Origin of the sequence: Microbacterium sp. NPDC087591, assembly GCF_044743625.1 — a bacterium.
Classification (GTDB): Bacteria; Actinomycetota; Actinomycetes; order Actinomycetales; family Microbacteriaceae; genus Microbacterium.
Map to the genome: position 1 here is coordinate 700118 of NZ_JBIUWU010000001.1, position 15489 is coordinate 715606.

General features: G+C 64.7%; 21 protein-coding genes. 3 read left to right on the forward strand and 18 right to left on the reverse strand.

Going from position 1 to position 15489, the window contains the following annotated elements; all coding sequences use genetic code 11:
• Positions 1 to 94: 94 nt before the first annotated feature.
• Positions 95 to 463 carry a winged helix-turn-helix transcriptional regulator gene (locus ACIOVG_RS03225; protein ID WP_400868982.1) on the reverse strand — a complete coding sequence of 123 codons (369 nt, stop codon included), beginning with the start codon at positions 461 to 463 and terminating at the stop codon, positions 95 to 97.
• Between the two features lie 92 nt (positions 464 to 555).
• Here ACIOVG_RS03225 and ACIOVG_RS03230 point away from each other — a divergent pair, with 92 nt between their 5' ends.
• On the forward strand, positions 556 to 1410 hold the full coding sequence (locus ACIOVG_RS03230; RefSeq protein ID WP_400868984.1) for an SDR family oxidoreductase: 855 nt from the start codon (positions 556 to 558) through the stop codon (positions 1408 to 1410).
• 80 nt (positions 1411 to 1490) lie between these two features.
• On the opposite strand, the gene ACIOVG_RS03235 is transcribed toward ACIOVG_RS03230, so the two are convergent.
• From ACIOVG_RS03235 to ACIOVG_RS03260, 6 genes are all read right to left on the reverse strand, one after another.
• On the reverse strand, positions 1491 to 1832 hold the full coding sequence (locus tag ACIOVG_RS03235; protein WP_400868986.1) for a hypothetical protein: 342 nt from the start codon (positions 1830 to 1832) through the stop codon (positions 1491 to 1493).
• On the reverse strand, positions 1832 to 2455 hold the full coding sequence (locus ACIOVG_RS03240; protein ID WP_400868988.1) for a hypothetical protein: 624 nt from the start codon (positions 2453 to 2455) through the stop codon (positions 1832 to 1834). The genes ACIOVG_RS03235 and ACIOVG_RS03240 overlap by 1 nt, the downstream gene beginning before the upstream one ends.
• The gene (locus tag ACIOVG_RS03245) at positions 2452 to 3018 is read right to left on the reverse strand and encodes an RNA polymerase sigma factor (protein ID WP_400868990.1); all 567 of its coding nucleotides are present in this window, start codon (positions 3016 to 3018) and stop codon (positions 2452 to 2454) included. Before ACIOVG_RS03245 ends, ACIOVG_RS03240 begins: the two co-directional genes overlap by 4 nt.
• A 108-nt stretch (positions 3019 to 3126) precedes the next feature.
• Complete coding sequence (locus ACIOVG_RS03250; protein ID WP_400868992.1) at positions 3127 to 3393, reverse strand: GlsB/YeaQ/YmgE family stress response membrane protein; 267 nt, start codon at positions 3391 to 3393, stop codon at positions 3127 to 3129.
• A gap of 60 nt (positions 3394 to 3453) precedes the next feature.
• Entirely contained in the window at positions 3454 to 3627 is a 174-nt protein-coding gene (locus tag ACIOVG_RS03255) for a CsbD family protein (RefSeq protein ID WP_247629287.1), read from the reverse strand.
• A 102-nt stretch (positions 3628 to 3729) separates the two neighbouring features.
• Positions 3730 to 4152, reverse strand: a complete 423-nt coding sequence (locus ACIOVG_RS03260) for an Asp23/Gls24 family envelope stress response protein (RefSeq protein ID WP_400868994.1) — start codon at positions 4150 to 4152, stop codon at positions 3730 to 3732.
• A 176-nt stretch (positions 4153 to 4328) separates the two neighbouring features.
• Between ACIOVG_RS03260 and ACIOVG_RS03265 the strand changes: the two genes are divergently transcribed.
• Positions 4329 to 4940, forward strand: a complete 612-nt coding sequence (locus tag ACIOVG_RS03265; RefSeq protein ID WP_400868996.1) for a TetR/AcrR family transcriptional regulator — start codon at positions 4329 to 4331, stop codon at positions 4938 to 4940.
• Positions 4941 to 6617 carry an MDR family MFS transporter gene (locus ACIOVG_RS03270; protein ID WP_400868998.1) on the forward strand — a complete coding sequence of 559 codons (1677 nt, stop codon included), beginning with the start codon at positions 4941 to 4943 and terminating at the stop codon, positions 6615 to 6617.
• Between the two features lie 62 nt (positions 6618 to 6679).
• On the opposite strand, the gene ACIOVG_RS03275 is transcribed toward ACIOVG_RS03270, so the two are convergent.
• From ACIOVG_RS03275 to ACIOVG_RS03325, 11 genes are all read right to left on the reverse strand, one after another.
• On the reverse strand, positions 6680 to 7294 hold the full coding sequence (locus ACIOVG_RS03275) for a hypothetical protein (protein ID WP_400869000.1): 615 nt from the start codon (positions 7292 to 7294) through the stop codon (positions 6680 to 6682).
• Positions 7291 to 7875: a DUF6286 domain-containing protein gene (locus tag ACIOVG_RS03280; protein WP_400869002.1), complete on the reverse strand. Its 585-nt coding sequence runs from the start codon at positions 7873 to 7875 to the stop codon at positions 7291 to 7293. Before ACIOVG_RS03280 ends, ACIOVG_RS03275 begins: the two co-directional genes overlap by 4 nt.
• Positions 7872 to 8267 carry a hypothetical protein gene (locus ACIOVG_RS03285; protein WP_400869004.1) on the reverse strand — a complete coding sequence of 132 codons (396 nt, stop codon included), beginning with the start codon at positions 8265 to 8267 and terminating at the stop codon, positions 7872 to 7874. Before ACIOVG_RS03285 ends, ACIOVG_RS03280 begins: the two co-directional genes overlap by 4 nt.
• The gene (locus ACIOVG_RS03290; RefSeq protein ID WP_141872954.1) at positions 8267 to 8455 is read right to left on the reverse strand and encodes a DUF2273 domain-containing protein; all 189 of its coding nucleotides are present in this window, start codon (positions 8453 to 8455) and stop codon (positions 8267 to 8269) included. The genes ACIOVG_RS03285 and ACIOVG_RS03290 overlap by 1 nt, the downstream gene beginning before the upstream one ends.
• Entirely contained in the window at positions 8452 to 8982 is a 531-nt protein-coding gene (locus ACIOVG_RS03295; RefSeq protein WP_400869006.1) for an Asp23/Gls24 family envelope stress response protein, read from the reverse strand. Before ACIOVG_RS03295 ends, ACIOVG_RS03290 begins: the two co-directional genes overlap by 4 nt.
• Before the next feature lie 173 nt (positions 8983 to 9155).
• Positions 9156 to 9335, reverse strand: a complete 180-nt coding sequence (locus tag ACIOVG_RS03300; RefSeq protein ID WP_400869008.1) for a transcriptional regulator — start codon at positions 9333 to 9335, stop codon at positions 9156 to 9158.
• Positions 9336 to 9951: 616 nt separating this feature from the next.
• Positions 9952 to 11109 (reverse strand): N-6 DNA methylase, encoded by a 1158-nt coding sequence (locus tag ACIOVG_RS03305; protein WP_400869010.1) that lies wholly within the window; start codon positions 11107 to 11109, stop codon positions 9952 to 9954.
• Positions 11099 to 12043 (reverse strand): hypothetical protein, encoded by a 945-nt coding sequence (locus tag ACIOVG_RS03310; protein WP_400869012.1) that lies wholly within the window; start codon positions 12041 to 12043, stop codon positions 11099 to 11101. Before ACIOVG_RS03310 ends, ACIOVG_RS03305 begins: the two co-directional genes overlap by 11 nt.
• 2 nt (positions 12044 to 12045) lie before the next feature.
• A complete protein-coding gene (locus ACIOVG_RS03315) occupies positions 12046 to 13920 on the reverse strand; it encodes a hypothetical protein (RefSeq protein ID WP_400869014.1) in 1875 nt (624 codons plus the stop codon).
• Entirely contained in the window at positions 13913 to 14797 is an 885-nt protein-coding gene (locus ACIOVG_RS03320) for a hypothetical protein (protein WP_400869016.1), read from the reverse strand. Before ACIOVG_RS03320 ends, ACIOVG_RS03315 begins: the two co-directional genes overlap by 8 nt.
• 126 nt (positions 14798 to 14923) lie before the next feature.
• Entirely contained in the window at positions 14924 to 15412 is a 489-nt protein-coding gene (locus tag ACIOVG_RS03325) for a hypothetical protein (protein WP_400869018.1), read from the reverse strand.
• Positions 15413 to 15489: the final 77 nt, after the last annotated feature.

Sequence of the window (15489 nt, forward strand, 5' to 3'; positions counted from 1 at the left end):
AGAAGCGTTCACCGGTCGCCGGCCGCAGAAGCCTTTAGCCAAACACTTCGCCCGCACGGGTACCACCCCTACAACTGGTGGTTTCTTCGCCCGATCACTCCGAGCGGCGGAGCATCCCGTCGGCGTTGTCGGCCACCCACTCGACGAGCGGGAGCATCCGTTCCATCAGATCCCGCCCGAGCGGGGTGAGGCTGTACTCCACATGCGGGGGCACCGTGGGGAACGACTCCCGGTGCACGAGGCCGTCATCGGTGAGCGTGCGCAGCGTGGATGCGAGCATCTTCTCGCTGATGCCGTCGACCTCGCGTCGAAGCTCACCCCAGCGCCTGGTCCCTTCGGAGAGGGAGGACAGCACCAGCACTCCCCACTTGCTCATGATGTGGTCGAGGATGACGCGTGTGCCGCAGCCCTGCTCGAAGAGCATGGGAGCCGTTTCCTTTATCTGCGCAAAACTCACCGTCATGTAGGTACCTTACTTCAAAGTGGGTACCCGCAGATCGGAAGGTTTACCTCGAGACAACGGTTGTCGGAGGTGTCACTTACGAAAGGACCCTCATGACCATTCTCGTCACCGGCGCCACCGGCAACCTCGGCCGCCTCATCATCGAAAGCCTCCTGGAGCGCGGCGCCTCGCCGCAGTCGATCGTCGCCGGCGTACGCGATGTCGCCAAGGCCGCAGATCTGAGCGCCCTCGGAGTCGCCGTAGCCGTCCTCGACTACGACCAGCCCGCAACCGTCGCCGCCGCTCTCGAGGGCGTCGATGCCGTCGCGCTCGTCTCCGGCTCCGAGGTGGGGCGTCGCGTGCCCCAGCACAAGGCGGTCATCGATGCGGCGAAGGCCGCAGGCGTGACGAAGTTCGTCTACACGAGCGCCCCGAAGGCTCCCACCAGCGACCTGGTGCTCGCCCCCGAGCACAAGGCGACCGAGGAGCTCATCGCGGCCGCGGGCCTCCCCGCGGTGATCCTGCGCAACAACTGGTACACCGAGAACTACGCCGCCGACCTCGCGCGCGCCGCCGAGACGGGAGTGCTCGCGGCGGGCGCCGGCGAGGGACGAGTCGCCTCGGCCAGCCGCAAGGACTTCGCGGAGGCCGTCGCGGTCGTGCTGCTCGAAGACGGCCACATCGGCCAGGCCTATGAGCTCGGCGGCGACGTCGCCTGGAACTACGCCGAGCTCGCCGCTGCGATCGCCGAGGTCACCGGCCGCCCGGTCGAGTACCACGCGCTCACGCCGGAGGAGCAGTCCGCTGCTCTCGAGGCCGCGGGGCTCGACGCCGGTACCGTCGGCTTCGTCGTCGCCCTCGACGGCGGCATCCGCGACGGTGCCCTCGGTGACACCGACGGCACGCTGGCCCGCCTGATCGGCCGTCCGACCACGCCCCTCGTCGACGGGCTGCGCGCGATCGCCTGATCCATCGCCCGTGGATGTCGAGAAGCGCCGCTCGCGGAGGGGGGAGCGGCGCTTCTCCTACGGCCGGGGCCGGCCGTAGCTCAGGACGCCTCGCGCGAATGCACGTAGACGACCGTGAGTGTGATGGCTGTGGCATGCAGCCCGCGTTCATCGAGCAGAGCGGTGATGGCGTTCCGGACGGCCGCCAGCGTCGCCGGAGCACCGACGGCGGAGTCGACGCCGACAGACGCCTCCATCCGCACGCCGTCGTCATCCGCGACCACCGAGACGAGCGGTTCGTCTGCGCCACGCACGCCGAGCGCGGCTGCGCCCGCGCCCACCAGATTCGAGATCAGGGAGCCGGAGCGGTAGATGTTGTCCACTCCCGGGGTCGCCCGCACCACCGCATCGATCGCGGATGCCAGCTCCAGCTGCTCCGTCATCATCGGCTCCTCTCGGCCCAGGCAGACACATCGTAGACGTCGCGGATCCTCACATCGATCGAGACGATGTTGAGTTCGGTGTGCGCACGCAGCCGCTGCTCGGCCTCCGCCCGCAGTCGTTCGGCCATGCGGGGGATCGACTCCCCGAATCGGGCACTGGCCTCGATGTCGATGCGGATCGGCGAACCGGGCACCGTCACATCGCCGTCCAGCCGGCACCGTCCGACGAGCACGCCCGGTACCGCGTTCTCCGCCGAGCGGATGAGTCCGCGCACGGCTCCCTCGGTGATCCCGAGGTCGACAGAGGGATCCGGCGCTTCGAAGGGGATCCGACGCCCCGCACGCGCGTCCAGGGCGATGCCGCTGAGAATGCGGTCGACCCAGCTCGCGTCGACATCCGGCGACGCGGCGGCATCGGCGTCGATGAGCTGCCCGCCGAGGCCCTGCAGCCGCTCGAGCGCGTCCAGCGCCAGCTGGCATCCCGGAGAGCCGTCGATCGTCGGATCGGACGGCTGCCGGCCCGCATCGAGGTAGTCGGAGAGTTCTTCGAGCGTATGGCCGTCGAGGTCGTCCGGCTCCAGGCCGAGGTGACGCAGCTCGGGGATCTCGTGGTCGTCAGTCATCGCCACTCCTCCATCCGTACGATCATGTATTTCCTGGCACGAGCCAGCAGGCCGCGTGCGGTGCTCGTGGAGATGCCGAGCTCATCGGAGATCTCGTCATACGAGTACCCGCCGATCTCCCGCAGCACCCAGCACTCGCGTTGCGCATCGGGGAGCTCGCGGAGCGCAGCGCCGAGGGCCGCGACCCCCGCCCGCGCCTCGGCCACCCGCGGCGGCGACGCGTGCGACGGCGCCTCCTGCTCGACGTCGTCGACATCGACCAGGGGACGCAGACTGCGGATGCGGTCCACGGCCTTCCGGCTCACGATCCGCATCAGCCAGGTCTTGACCTTCGCGGGATCCTCGAGTTCGGAGAACCGCTGCCAGGCGGTGACGAAGGCCTCCTGCACGATGTCGTCCACGTCCGAGGAGGCATTCAGCATCCGTTGCGTGTAGGCCCTCATCAGAGGCGTGTATCGGCGGACGAGTACCGCGAAGGCTGCGACGTCACCGTCGATGGCACGGCCGGCGACGATTGCGTCGTCCGCCTCCTCCAGTGCGCTGTGAAAGCGTTCCCCAACCATCTACTCACTCCCTCGTTCGGATCCCTGAGGAGATTCGGAGCGGCCGTGACATCGGATCGGGTTCTCGACCCGACGTCACCTGCATGCCGCTTCATTGCGTACGCTTTCTCACGCCCGAGAGCGACGGCCGGTGATCGCACCGTAGATGAGCAGTACCACGAGCGAGCCGCCGATGGCCAGCGCCCAGGTCGACAGGGAGAAGAACGAGTCCAGGCCGACGTTGAAAAGCAGGCCGCCGAGCCAGCCGCCGAGCATCGCTCCGACGACGCCGAGCAGCAGGGTGACGAACCAGCCGCCGCTCTGCTTGCCCGGGAGGATCAGTTTCGCGATCGCGCCGGCAAGAAGTCCGAGAATCAGGAAGGCGAAGAAGCCCATTGCTGTGTCCTTTCGAGGAGGGATGGGGAGGGGCGCACAGGCCCCTCCCCGACGGTCCGCTTACTTCTTGAACGCGTCCTTCACGTTCTCGGCAGCATCACGGACGTTGCCCTTGGTCTGCTCGGCCTTGCCCTCGGCGACGAGCTTGTCGTCGTTGGTGACGTTGCCGACGACCTCCTTGGCCTTGCCGGAGATCTTCTCTGCAGCGGCCTTGATCTTGTCTTCAGCGCTCATGTCTCTTCCTTCCTCCGTTCGGCCCCGGATCTCGGTTCCGAATACTCTCCCGCGGACGATGCCGCGGGAAGTCCGTTGTCGTGAATGCGTGTCGCGGGTGCGTCAGACGCGCGACGACGCCGCATCGTCGTCGTCATCCGCGGGGATGTGCACGTCGTTGATGGTCACGTTGATCTCGACGACATCCATGCCGACCAGTTCGACCATCACGCCGTGGATGGCCGCCCGCACATCATCAGCCACCTTCTGCAGCGCCACGGGGTACTCGGCGACGATCGTCACATCGACCGCGACCTGGGTCTCGCCGACCTCGACGGTGATGCCCTGCGAGAGATCGGTGGTGTTCAGGGCGTCTCGGATGGCGCCGACCACACGCGCTGCTCCCCCGCCGAGGGCGTAGACGCCGGGCACGTCACGCGCAGCGATGCCGGCGATCTTGGCGACGACGCCGTCTTCGATCGTGGTCTTCCCGGTCGCAGGACCCTGCGTCGCCTGGACCTGAATACCGCCTGCCGCGTTCGCCATGCTGATCTCCTTCGTCTGTGCGCCACCACCGGTGTGGAGTGCGGGTCGTTGTGGATCGACACCCCTAAGACGTGTCGGACGCGGAATTCGTCACAGATCCGTTCGAAGTTTTTCCGCACACCCGATCTCGACCACTCACAGTGCACTCTTAGAATCAGAGTGCACAATTGCACTCTATGAACGACAGTGCAGAATCATTGCGCGAGCAGCGCAAACGCGAGACCTCACGCGCCCTCACGACGACCGCACGCGCGCTCACCTCGGAACACGGTTTCGCCGGCTTCACGATCGAGGAGCTGTGCGCCTCGGTCGGAGTCTCCCGCCGCACCTTCTTCAACTACTTCGAGAGCAAGGAGAACGCGGTCTTCGGCTTCGCCGTGATCGACTCCCGCCAGGAGGAGCTCGAAGCCGCGTTCTGCGCACAGAGCGGTGATCTGCTCGACGACTTCATCGAGCTCACGATCCATCGCTTCGAGCTCTTCAATCCGCTGGACGACGCCCCCGCGCTCTTCGCCGTGATCGAGCAGGAACCGCGCCTGCTCAAGGCGGCCTTCGAGCAGCTCGCCAAGAACGAGCGACGCGATATGGGCCTGATCGTCCAGCGGCCGGACAGTGGACCCGACGCGGATCTCCGCGCCGAGGTCATCGTCCACACCGTCGGCGCCCTCGTGCGCCTCTGCATGGATCAGCTCCTTCACCATCAATCCACCGAGCCCTTCGCCGACCTGCTGGCTCGACGCCTCGCCATCGCCCGCTCCGCCTACGCACTGTCACAGAAAGACCGCTGAATGTCCGCCACCGCCACCAAGGATGCGCCCTTCCTGCTCACCAAGCGCCGCATCTGGATCATCTTCAGCGCCCTCATCGCGGGCATGCTGCTCTCCAGCCTCGACCAGACCATCGTCTCGACGGCCATGCCCACGATCGTCGGCCAGCTCGGCGGCGTCGATCACCAGGTGTGGATCACCACCGCCTATCTGCTCGCCACCACGATCGTGATGCCCATCTACGGCAAGTTCGGCGACGTGCTGGGACGGCGCAACCTCTTCCTGATCGCGATCGCGCTGTTCACGCTTGCCTCCGTCGGCTGCGCGTTCGCGACCGACTTCTGGATGTTCGTGGTGTTCCGCGCCCTGCAGGGCCTGGGCGGTGGTGGACTCATGATCCTCTCCCAGGCGATCATCGCCGACATCGTGCCGGCCAACGAGCGCGGCAAGTACATGGGCCCGCTCGGCGCCGTCTTCGGTCTCTCGGCCGTCGCCGGTCCACTGCTGGGCGGTTTCTTCGTCGCCCATCTGACGTGGCAGTGGGCCTTCTACATCAACATCCCGGTCGGCATCGCGGCGTTCATCATCGCGCTGGTCGCCCTGAGGCTGCCGAGCAAGAAGGCCCAGAAGCCGATCGACATCTTCGGCGTGATCTTCCTCTCCATCGCGACGACCTGCCTCATCTTCTTCACCGACTTCGGCGGCGACAAGGAGTTCGGCTGGGGTTCGCTCGCCACCTGGGCCTGGGGCGCCGGTCTCGTCGTCGCAGCCACGGCGTTCGTGATCACGGAATCGCGGGTGCAGGATCCGATCATCCCGCTCAGCCTGTTCCGCAACCCGATCTTCATCAACGCCACGGCGATCGGCCTCGTGCTCGGCATCGGCATGTTCGCCGCGATCGGCTTCGTGCCGACGTTCCTGCAGATGTCATCGGGCACCTCGGCCGCGGCATCCGGCTTGCTGATGATCCCGATGATGGTCGGTCTGATCGGCACGTCGATCTTCTCGGGCATCGCGATCTCGAAGACCGGGAAGTACAAGATCTACCCGATCGTCGGCACGATCCTCACGGGTATCGCGATGGTCTCGATGACCACCCTGTCGGCGGCGACACCGATCTGGCTGATCTGCGTGTTCCTGTTCGTGTTCGGCGCCGGTCTCGGCCTGATCATGCAGGTCGTGGTCCTGGTCGTGCAGAACGCGGTCCCCTCGAACGAGATCGGTACCGCGACCAGCACGAACAACTACTTCCGCGAGGTGGGAGCTTCTCTGGGGACCGCCGTGTTCGGCACGATCTTCACCACGCGCCTGACCGAGAACCTGCTCGGCGTGTTCGCGGATGCCGGGGCTTCTCCGGATGCCGCATCGCAGGCCGCATCCACGATCGATCCGTCGACGCTCAGCTCGCTGCCCGACGAGGTGCGCGAGGGCATCGTCACCGCCTATGCCGACGCGCTGGCACCCGTGTTCTGGTACCTCGTGCCGTTCATCGTGCTCGCACTCGTGCTGTCGCTGTTCCTCAAGCAGATCCCGCTGTCGGATCAGGCGGGACTCGTGGCCCGCGGTGAGGCCATCAGCGGCGAGGAGGCGGAGCGCATGGAAGCCGAGATGCGCGGCCAGGGAGCGAGCGCGCAGGCCGGCACTGCCGCCCCGGACGGTGACAAGCGCGACACCGGGAGCATCCCGACGTCACGCTGAACGCACGAAGCCCCGGCCGATGCGGCCGGGGCTTTCTGCGTCCGTCGAAGGGGAGCTCGCGCTCAGGACAGGCGGCGCTGATCGTGCGCGAGCCGCGCCCGCAGACCCGTGTGGATCGAGATGTAGGTCTCGGTCTCGCGACCGGTCAGGGTGGCGAGGTTGGCGAGCAGGAGATCCACGTGATCGGCGAGCATCCGCGGGTCCGTGTTCTGGCGCGGGGTGACCGCGACGTGCAGCACCGGCTCCCGGCGGATGTCGTTCGCCGTCACGTGTGTCGAGAGGATCTCGTCTCGCGTGTCGAGCGAGTTCTTCACGGCATCCGACACGAACGACTCGGTGACGGTGACACGGCCGAGGGGGTTTTGCGCGCCAGAGGAGCGGAAGATCGTCTTCGACCGATGCCCTGCCACGCTGGTGAGCGCGAGGATCAGCAGGATGATGACCACGACGATCGCCGCGACGCCGCCCACGGCGATCCAGGTGATCTGGCTGCCGGCGATCTGCGTCGACGCGAACGCCTGGTCGAGCCAGGATTGCGCACCTTTGCCGCCGGCCTTCCACACGTCTGCGGCGGTGGGCCACGTCATGATCGCGATTCCGATCGCGCCCAGACCGAGGAACAGCAGTCCGATGATCAGCAACAGGGTGCGGTTCAGCGCACGGTTCGTGTTGTTCACAGCTCGTCTTCCTTCTCGGTGGGGCGCTCGATGCGCACGCGGGTGCGAACAGGGCGTGTCAGTCGATAGGTGCCGAGTTCGGCCTCTGCCGCCGCCTGCACGTCGCTCTTGTCGAGCGGGATGCCCGCGCCGGGCCTCACCGTGACATCGACGCTGCGATGGCCGACGCCGACGGTGATGTTCTCGCGCGCGATGCCGATCTCCTCGGAGAGGTGCTGGGCGAGCGCACTCGCGATCACACCGTTGTCGACGACGACAGCGCGACCTCCGGCCTCGAGGGTGTGCTTCGACAGCCTTCCCGGCATGACCGCCAGCCAGACGAAGATCAGACCGATCACGGCCAGAACGACACTGCCGGCGATGACAAGACCCGCGGGCTGCGCTGTCGGCAGGCCGACCAGCCATCCCCATCCGGCGACGGGATCAGCCAGGAGTGCCGGCTGTGCGGCGAGGTACAGCACGATCTCCAGCCCGATGTACGCGAGGGCCAGGATGAGGACGATGACGGCGACGAACACCGCGACGGTCCGGGGCGAATGCGTCTCGCGTCGCACGACGCGGCGCAGCACGGGCGTACTCATAGCACTCGTCTCCTTACCGGCGTCGTGGCGCCGGTGATGGTGAGGTTGATCCGATGGACGTCTCTGCCGAGCAGAGACGTCAGGCGCTGCTGCAACTGCTCCTGCAGCTCGCGGGCCTGATCGAGCACCGGCACGGTCTGCGCGATCGCGGCGGTGTCGTCCAGGTCGGGGATGGGAAGAGGGGTGGCGATGCGGACGGCGATGCCGCCCGGATGCTCGGTGACATCGACCTTCACGTCACCACGAGGCACACCGATCAACGTCGCTGACGCCTGTTCGGTGACCGTACGGTACACGCGCTCTTTCACGTCGATGCGGCCGGGAACGGTGACCCCGCCGGTGGTGACCCCGGAAGGGCCACCACCGGCGATGATGTGCTGGTCGGCGCGCATCAGGAGGTACGCCGCCCGGTGAAGGCATCAGCGAGACCGCGCACGTCGATCTTGCCCGAGGCGATGCGGCCGACGAGCGCTCCGATGCCTGCGAACAGGGCCATGAGGAGGAATCCCCAGAACCCGAACAGCAGTGCCGCCAGAGCGAGGAGGGCGCCGATCAGGGCGCCGGTGGTGGTGGGGCTCATGAGACTCGCGACTCCTCTTCGGTGTCGCTGTCGTCGCCGGGGACGTGCACGTCGTTGACCTCGACGTTGACCTCGACGACCTCGAGTCCGACCAGACGGCTGATGGCACCGGCGACCGCGGCGCGCACGTTGCCGGCGACTTCCTGCACGGGAGCCGGGTACTCGACCACGATGGTCAGGTCAGCCGCGGCCTGGGTCTCGCCGACCTCGACCTTGACGCCCTGCGCGAGGTCGGTGGCGTTGATGACGTCGCGGATCGCGCCGAAAGCGCGTGCTCCGCCACCACCGAGCGCGTAGACGCCCGGAACCTCACGGGCGGCGATACCGGCGATCTTGGCGACCACTCCGTCGGCGATGACCGTCTTTCCGGCGGCGTTCTCGTCTGCGGGGACCCGCGACGTGGAGAACGTGCTCGAACGGTCGACGCGCGATGCCGCAGCGGACTTCGGCGCGGCCGTCTTCGGCGTGGCCTGAGCGAGCTCCGACTCCGCGGGAGTGGTGGGGGTGTTCTGGTCCTGGGTTGCCATGACGAGTCCTGTCTCGATGAGTGTCCGACCTCGCCGTTGGGGCTTCGGTCAGGAGCGAGGTGGTCGCTCATCATTAAGACGGTCGGAGCGGGTGATTCGTCACAAATCAGTTCTCGCTGTCGCTGAGATGGCTGTGTCTTCCCGGGCTCACACCAACGGTGAGTCGAGCCCCGTCACCCTCGTGCGGCTCGGACGATCGCTTCGAGCCGTCGAAGGTAGGCGTCGAAGGATTCCCTCCCGACGTCGGTGAGCGCGGTGCGACGCGCCCTCTTGTCGGCCGGGCTGTTCGAGACCCCGACGACCCCGGCGTCGGTCAGCGCGGAGACGTGCTCGGACAACGCCGACTTGCTCACCCAGTGCCGCGGCAGAGATGACGAGAGACGTGACCCACGCTCCCCGCCGAGCCGACAGGAGCCGACGAGTCGGGACCGTGAACCTCTTGGCGTTATCGCAAGAGAGAGATCGCCCACACCCCCAGAGGGACGGCGAAGACGAAGAATGTCAAGCCGATGATCGCGTACCGACGCTCTGCCCTGCCTTCGTGCGTCTTCATGGAACAAAGATCCCACCAACTGAACGCGAAGTCGAGGGGAAGGGCGTTCACGTCGTGCGGCAGCCCCCTGAACACCTCCTGTCGCCGCGAAAGGTTCGACACCGTCACGGTCGTTCTCGGCGACAGCACTACCGGCCTGCAACCACGACTGACATCGGGCTAGACCAACGAGAGTCCCCGGATACAGAAAAACCCCGGCGAACCGGGGCTTTCACATCTGTAGCAGGAGCGGGGCTTGAACCCGCGACCTCACGATTATGAGTTACATGCGGTGGGTCAACGCGTGCTTGTTGGTTGCCGTTTGCCGCGTGATTCCGGGGAAGTCGTCATGGTTGGTGACGACTGGTTGAGGATAGTTCCAGCGGAGCTACCGGCACAGAACCGGCACGTCCTCCTTCCATGTGTGATCACGCTAGCTAGCCAACGGCCGTCCGGCATTCGGTGCTGGAACGGTGACAGCAGCACGATCCGGACTCGGTGCCCGCAGCCACGATATGGGGATGCCATCCGGCTGCCGAAAGGAAGCCTGCGAGTGCGGCGAGCGTCACGTACTGCGCGCCGGTCCCGCGATACAGAGTCCGCAGGCTTTGGGCGTTCGCGCTTAGCCACTGTGCGAGTGCCGCCACGACTGAGGGATCTCGCGGCCTTACTCCGATAACGCAGTCGCTTAGGACTACTTTGCCGATGTGCAGCGTCAGCGGTGGCTGGTATGCACCCACGCGGGGTATACAGACCAGGGGGGCGTCATCGGCGAGCCGAACCGGCGCGAACTGTGCAGAAGCGAGGTCGAATCCGCGCAGCCCCGTCGTGTGAAGGAAGGGTGCCGTGGGCTCGCGGTTCGCGTTGTTGACGGAGTGCACCGGCACTCGGCCGCGGACCACTTCGAGGCAACGACAGGCATCGAGGTCGCCAGTGAGTACTGCGTGTTGGCGGGGTGACAGGTTCGAGGACGGGAGGCGAGGCGATTCCGCGCGGACGATTCGGACGATCGACGTCGCCACGCGCGCCCCCGGGAATGATGATGTGCTCGGAGATCGAACCCGCTCGACTTCGTATTGGAGGCCTATCTCCTGCCAGAGCGGCTGGGCGCGATCGGCATCCAGCGCACCATTGGGGAGGATCGCGATGAAGCCGTGGCGCGGCGACAAGGTTCTGAGCGCGTGAAGCAGGAAGTGGAGCGCTGGCGAGACGCGCCCTCTGAAGTTGCCGAACTCTTCAACATGACCGCCGTTGCCGCGGAACGAGAAGGGAGGGTTGAGCAGCACGGCGGCGAGATCCTGTTGGGCGTTACGCCAAGCTCTGGATGCTTGGCGAGATCGGGTATCCAGGAAGTCGGCGTTGCTAACCACCCACTCGGGATATCGGCGTGCAAGGCGGCGCGCTGCGACCGGGTCAACGTCGATCGCCAGCGGCCGTACGTTCGTCCCGAAACGAGAAGCCGCTGCGGCAAGAAGAGAACCCTCGCCAGCAGTAGGGTCGAGCACACTGCCGTGCGTATCTGCGGGGAGCTGATGTACTACCTCCTCCGCGAGCCAAGCCGGCGTGTAATAAGCATCGAGAGACTTACGATTCATCCAGGGGCCACATTCTCTGTTGGAGGAACCCCGAGACGTCGTACACGTAGATACCGCGGGAGCCCTCGGTCCTGCTTTCGCGCCGAACCGGGTGATCGTAGATCAACTCGACTTGATCCTCGTTCAGGATCGCGTACAGAACAGCGCCAAGCGCGTGCGGCTTCGTTCCGATTGGCGCGATCCGGAGGTATCCGTTCCCGGTGCGCCCATGAATCCGGCTAAGCGCGTCGAAAGCTTCGAACGGGCAGCTCGCGGAGGCCAACTCGACGCGATCTTCCATCCTGTCAGTGTCCAGGACGTCTCGATTCGCGATGTAGGAGTGCGTCGAGTACTCAAGGCGGAAGCCCGGAATGCCCACCACAGGGGACGTCTGGCGCGCATCGACATCCTCTTGATCGAAAATATGCTTCAGTCGCGCGCCTTCGAAGCCCAGAAGCGGCGCGAATGCGCCTTGGTCGCCCTTCCGAAGACCGATCCGGGCGAACCCGGGCAGGGGCTCGATACCTTTTGTCGAACTCAGGTCGTACGGCGCGCCAGCCTCATTGTCATCGCGCTGGTAGTCATTCGGCTCCGCGTAGAGGGCGATGAGCGTTCGTCGCTCCAGAAGGATCGTCCGCACCAAGGGGGCCCACACCCGGTGTTCGAGGCTTGTCAGATCGATAGCAATCACTCCCGACAGCTGTCTAACGAGCTGTCGAAGATCGTCTGCCTCGTACAGGTTGTAGCGCGCGGGATCCCCGGCCTCGGAGATGATGGCGTCATCCGACAGCGCGAGGCAACGCTGGTGCAGGTCGAAGGCACCCAGCGCATCCCTAACTGTCTTCGCGCGATCCTCACTTATCGAATCGCCGTAGATAAGAGAGTTGATCTGGAATCGCGACAACTCAGTCGCCGCAATTCGGTGGGTGAACGAAGGCTCGGTCAGCGGGATCACGATTAGGTGCCAAGTTCCGCGAAGAGATCGAGCTGATTCGGCGGTGCGCTCGCACCACTTTCGTTCGGGCCGAGAATGCGCTTGAACGCGGCTGTGGCTGTCTCGCGCTGGGCCAACCCCATGAGGTCGTCAGCGCGAATGGTCATCCTCCTCTTGCTTCGGTGGCTGTAGCCAAACGACGGCGCGAGGATGGGATGTAGTTGGTAGTCAACCTCGGGCGGCGCGCCTCGGTCAGCGGCGTCCTTGTTCCCCAGGAAGTCGACAAGTACGCCCTGGCCGATAGCTTCGGCGAGAAGCGCGTCGACTTCTGACTCCGAAGCAGACGCACCCGCGTAGCGGACGCGGAACTGGACGACTTCAGGCGTTGATAGCGCACTCGACCGAGCCAGCGCTGCGAATACCCCGCCGAGCCCAACTGTTAGGCGCGTGAGGGCCGCGCCGTGCTTTGACCACCCCTGGAGATCCCGCACAGTCACTTCTCCGACTCGCTTGGCAGCCCGCGTTTGGTTGAGCGCGTCGACTGGAACATCCAACTCTTTGCCATCTTCGACGTGGCGGAGCAGCGCCTCCTGCACCAGCCGCAGCAAGTATCGAATGTTGCCATCCGCTAGCTGCCAATACGTCCTCCATCCGGTGTAGTATTTCCGCTCGCCGACGCTGCGATGGCGGATCGTGAATAGAACGGCGTGACCGTAGTTGCCGACTCGGGTCTTCCAGCGAGTTGGTTGCGAAAGCGCAAAGCGTATGGTTTCGGCGGGATTTTCACCATGAGATTCGGCCCACCGGAGGATCAGCGCCGCCTCTTGGAGTGTGCAAGCCTGCGCAAAGGCTTGAACGTCGGCATCGGCGCGAGCCTGGGTGAGATTGTCGATTAGCATGTGCCGAAGCGCGTCGCCTCCGAGAAGGGCGGCTTCCTCGTCCGGTGAAAGTGTCGGCAGAAGCTCTCCGAGATTGAGTCGCGTGATGTCCTCAGAGTCCAACCTTTGATCGATCACTTCGCGAGCGAACTCGTCGAATCCTGTATCTTTCAGGCGAGTGACGATGTCGATCGTTGAGAAATCCGCTGGATCCTGAAGTGGTTGGTGCTCGATCAAAGTCGCTCGCTCGATCGCGACCTTGTTCCTCACACCGATCTTGAATGTGAATGGTGATGAGCCACCCACTTGCTTGACGAGGGTGTTCAGCAGTCGCTGCTGGTCCGCGCTCAAGTTCTCGTATTCATCGACGCAGAAGACGAACGGCTTGGACAGGCTCACCTTCAGCCCGCCGAGGGAGCGAAACAAGTACTCGAGTGGCTTCCCAAGGATCGAAGTGTGCACGGAGTTGAGACCTGACACATTTCCGTTGACCTTTGCTTCAATCTCGGCAATGGCAAGCTCAATGCCACTATGAATCGTCCGGAGATCAGTTCCAATTTCGAGGCCCGCAGACGTCGAAAAAAGTCGCAATGAATGGGGATCGATCGAGACTTGATGGCCGTTCGCCACGAGCCATTCTGCATACTCTAGGACCAGAGAGCAGAGCCTTAGATTCAGATAGTGGGCGAATATCCGGATCCACAGGTCGCCGTCGACCCCCTTGCCCCGAAAGACAGAGACGACAGTGGGTTCCGCCTTCCAATAGCCACCGACGGACTCCCACCTGTCCGGGTCGGTGCTCCCTGACAATCGCTGCTGGCCGCGGAAGGCCAGCGAACGGAGCGTTGTAGTCTTTCCTGTTCCTCTTCCGCCGACCAAGAAGGTCGGCGTGATGCCAGCGAGCTGATGTACGTAGACGGGGAGAGCGTAGCGTCCGTACAGCTCATCATCGTCGGCGTACTCAGCACGTACCTGGCCAAGCGCACGATTCAGCTTCTCGAGAAGATTCGTGTTAGTCATTGGTGATCAAGGGTTTCCAAGTCGTGGTGGCGCCAGCCGGTCGTAGAATCGGCAACGTGTTATTGGGAGCAGCGTCCGCGAATGATACCGCTAGTCCTTGTTGCTTGTAACCCAACGGGCCCTCAGCATCGAGGTTGGTGGCGGCCGAATATCGCGTAGCCACGTCAACTAGATGGGGGCCGAGGGCGTCAGGTACCAGCCGGCTATTCGGTGTCGATGCGAAATAGTCAGGTCCCACGAGATATGCGGGACGGACGTGTACGCCCGTCTCCTGTTCGATGCGTGCTGCAGCGGGTTCTGTAGAGACAATCGGGGTGAAGAAGCACGGGCCCACTCGACCATCAGCCGCGAGCTTCTTCAGCGACGATTTGCCCGCAGGGCTTGTGTAGTTCCTCTTCCAGTTGGCAATGAACTGGCGGCCGGTCCCGGCGATATCATCCATGAAGATGACAGGTCTCGGCACTGTTGACTTCAGCAGATCTTCCACAAGGTAGGCTGAATCGAGGCATCGAGTAAAGCCGAACGCTCTAGCCGTTCTCAGATACAGATATCCCGATGCAGCTCCGTCACCCGGGTGTGACAGCGGGATGGAAGCGATCGCCGACTTCACGAAGTCGCTCCAGGCCGCGGCGCGGTCTGGAGCACCGTAGAAAAGGTCAAGCGTGGAGAGGGACCGAATCGCTGATCTGAGGGCGGCGACGCGATGATCATCGTTGATATGCACGAACGCATCGAGCAGGGCATAGGCAACGTCTCGATCCGTACCTTCACTGAAGTTCAGTAGCCACGCGTCGATGTGTAGCTGTCGTTCTCGTGGCCAGACGCCAATACGCGAGAGGAAACGGCGAGCCTCGACGATCTCACGCTCGTGTGCCAATGGCTGCTCGCTTTCTGGTCATGGCGCGCAGCAGAGGAGCGCCCGGACCGCAGCGGAGCGAGGACCGGACGCACCGCAGGCGGCGCGGCCGGCCGGAGGCCGGCCTTGAACGAGTAAAGAAAGTTCTCACAGACCTGCGCTCATTCGTGCTGTCGAGGACACCTGTGGTGAAGCGGTAGATACATGGCCGCGGACGCCGCTTGCCACTCGCTCGGCCTCGGGCTGTGTGAGCGACGGGAAGGCCGAGCGTAGCGTTTCAGCGTCGGCGCTTCCGGCAATGAGTGCCTCAATCGCCTGCTGTGTGCGTTCGTTGTACCTCCGCGCCAGCCCTTGCGCGTTCGTGTCTTGGGCCTCGGCGATGACAGCGACCTTCGGACGCGGCACGTGGATGCGATGCGCATATGCGCTCAGCGCGCTTCGCAGGTCCTTCGAGGCAGACGCGAGCTTGTGTGCGGCGGAGATGCTGGCCGCCAGTCCGGGCTCGACGTCGCCGTGGCTGGGGATCCGGGCGGCATGCAGGTTCCTCGTCTCCAGGCTGATCTTGAGTTCCAGCACCTCAATGAGGTCTGTGAAGCGATGCGACACCATGCCCCACTCACTCTCGGTGCTCGACATGCCGCCTCCTCGATCAGTACGCGCAATGTTACGGCATTGACAGGGTCGTAGTGAATCTCACATTCATTACCTTCTCT

What these genes read in the sequence shown, in the direction of transcription:
- ACIOVG_RS03225 (WP_400868982.1), bottom strand. Translation starts at nt 463, where the DNA reads ATGACGGTGAGTTTTGCGCAGATAAAGGAAACGGCTCCCATGCTCTTC.
- ACIOVG_RS03230 (WP_400868984.1), top strand. Translation starts at nt 556, where the DNA reads ATGACCATTCTCGTCACCGGCGCCACCGGCAACCTCGGCCGCCTCATC.
- ACIOVG_RS03235 (WP_400868986.1), bottom strand. Translation starts at nt 1,832, where the DNA reads ATGACGGAGCAGCTGGAGCTGGCATCCGCGATCGATGCGGTGGTGCGG.
- ACIOVG_RS03240 (WP_400868988.1), bottom strand. Translation starts at nt 2,455, where the DNA reads ATGACTGACGACCACGAGATCCCCGAGCTGCGTCACCTCGGCCTGGAG.
- ACIOVG_RS03245 (WP_400868990.1), bottom strand. Translation starts at nt 3,018, where the DNA reads ATGGTTGGGGAACGCTTTCACAGCGCACTGGAGGAGGCGGACGACGCA.
- ACIOVG_RS03250 (WP_400868992.1), bottom strand. Translation starts at nt 3,393, where the DNA reads ATGGGCTTCTTCGCCTTCCTGATTCTCGGACTTCTTGCCGGCGCGATC.
- ACIOVG_RS03255 (WP_247629287.1), bottom strand. Translation starts at nt 3,627, where the DNA reads ATGAGCGCTGAAGACAAGATCAAGGCCGCTGCAGAGAAGATCTCCGGC.
- ACIOVG_RS03260 (WP_400868994.1), bottom strand. Translation starts at nt 4,152, where the DNA reads ATGGCGAACGCGGCAGGCGGTATTCAGGTCCAGGCGACGCAGGGTCCT.
- ACIOVG_RS03265 (WP_400868996.1), top strand. Translation starts at nt 4,329, where the DNA reads ATGAACGACAGTGCAGAATCATTGCGCGAGCAGCGCAAACGCGAGACC.
- ACIOVG_RS03270 (WP_400868998.1), top strand. Translation starts at nt 4,941, where the DNA reads ATGTCCGCCACCGCCACCAAGGATGCGCCCTTCCTGCTCACCAAGCGC.
- ACIOVG_RS03280 (WP_400869002.1), bottom strand. Translation starts at nt 7,875, where the DNA reads ATGAGTACGCCCGTGCTGCGCCGCGTCGTGCGACGCGAGACGCATTCG.
- ACIOVG_RS03285 (WP_400869004.1), bottom strand. Translation starts at nt 8,267, where the DNA reads ATGCGCGCCGACCAGCACATCATCGCCGGTGGTGGCCCTTCCGGGGTC.
- ACIOVG_RS03290 (WP_141872954.1), bottom strand. Translation starts at nt 8,455, where the DNA reads ATGAGCCCCACCACCACCGGCGCCCTGATCGGCGCCCTCCTCGCTCTG.
- ACIOVG_RS03295 (WP_400869006.1), bottom strand. Translation starts at nt 8,982, where the DNA reads ATGGCAACCCAGGACCAGAACACCCCCACCACTCCCGCGGAGTCGGAG.
- ACIOVG_RS03305 (WP_400869010.1), bottom strand. Translation starts at nt 11,109, where the DNA reads ATGAATCGTAAGTCTCTCGATGCTTATTACACGCCGGCTTGGCTCGCG.
- ACIOVG_RS03315 (WP_400869014.1), bottom strand. Translation starts at nt 13,920, where the DNA reads ATGACTAACACGAATCTTCTCGAGAAGCTGAATCGTGCGCTTGGCCAG.
- ACIOVG_RS03325 (WP_400869018.1), bottom strand. Translation starts at nt 15,412, where the DNA reads ATGTCGAGCACCGAGAGTGAGTGGGGCATGGTGTCGCATCGCTTCACA.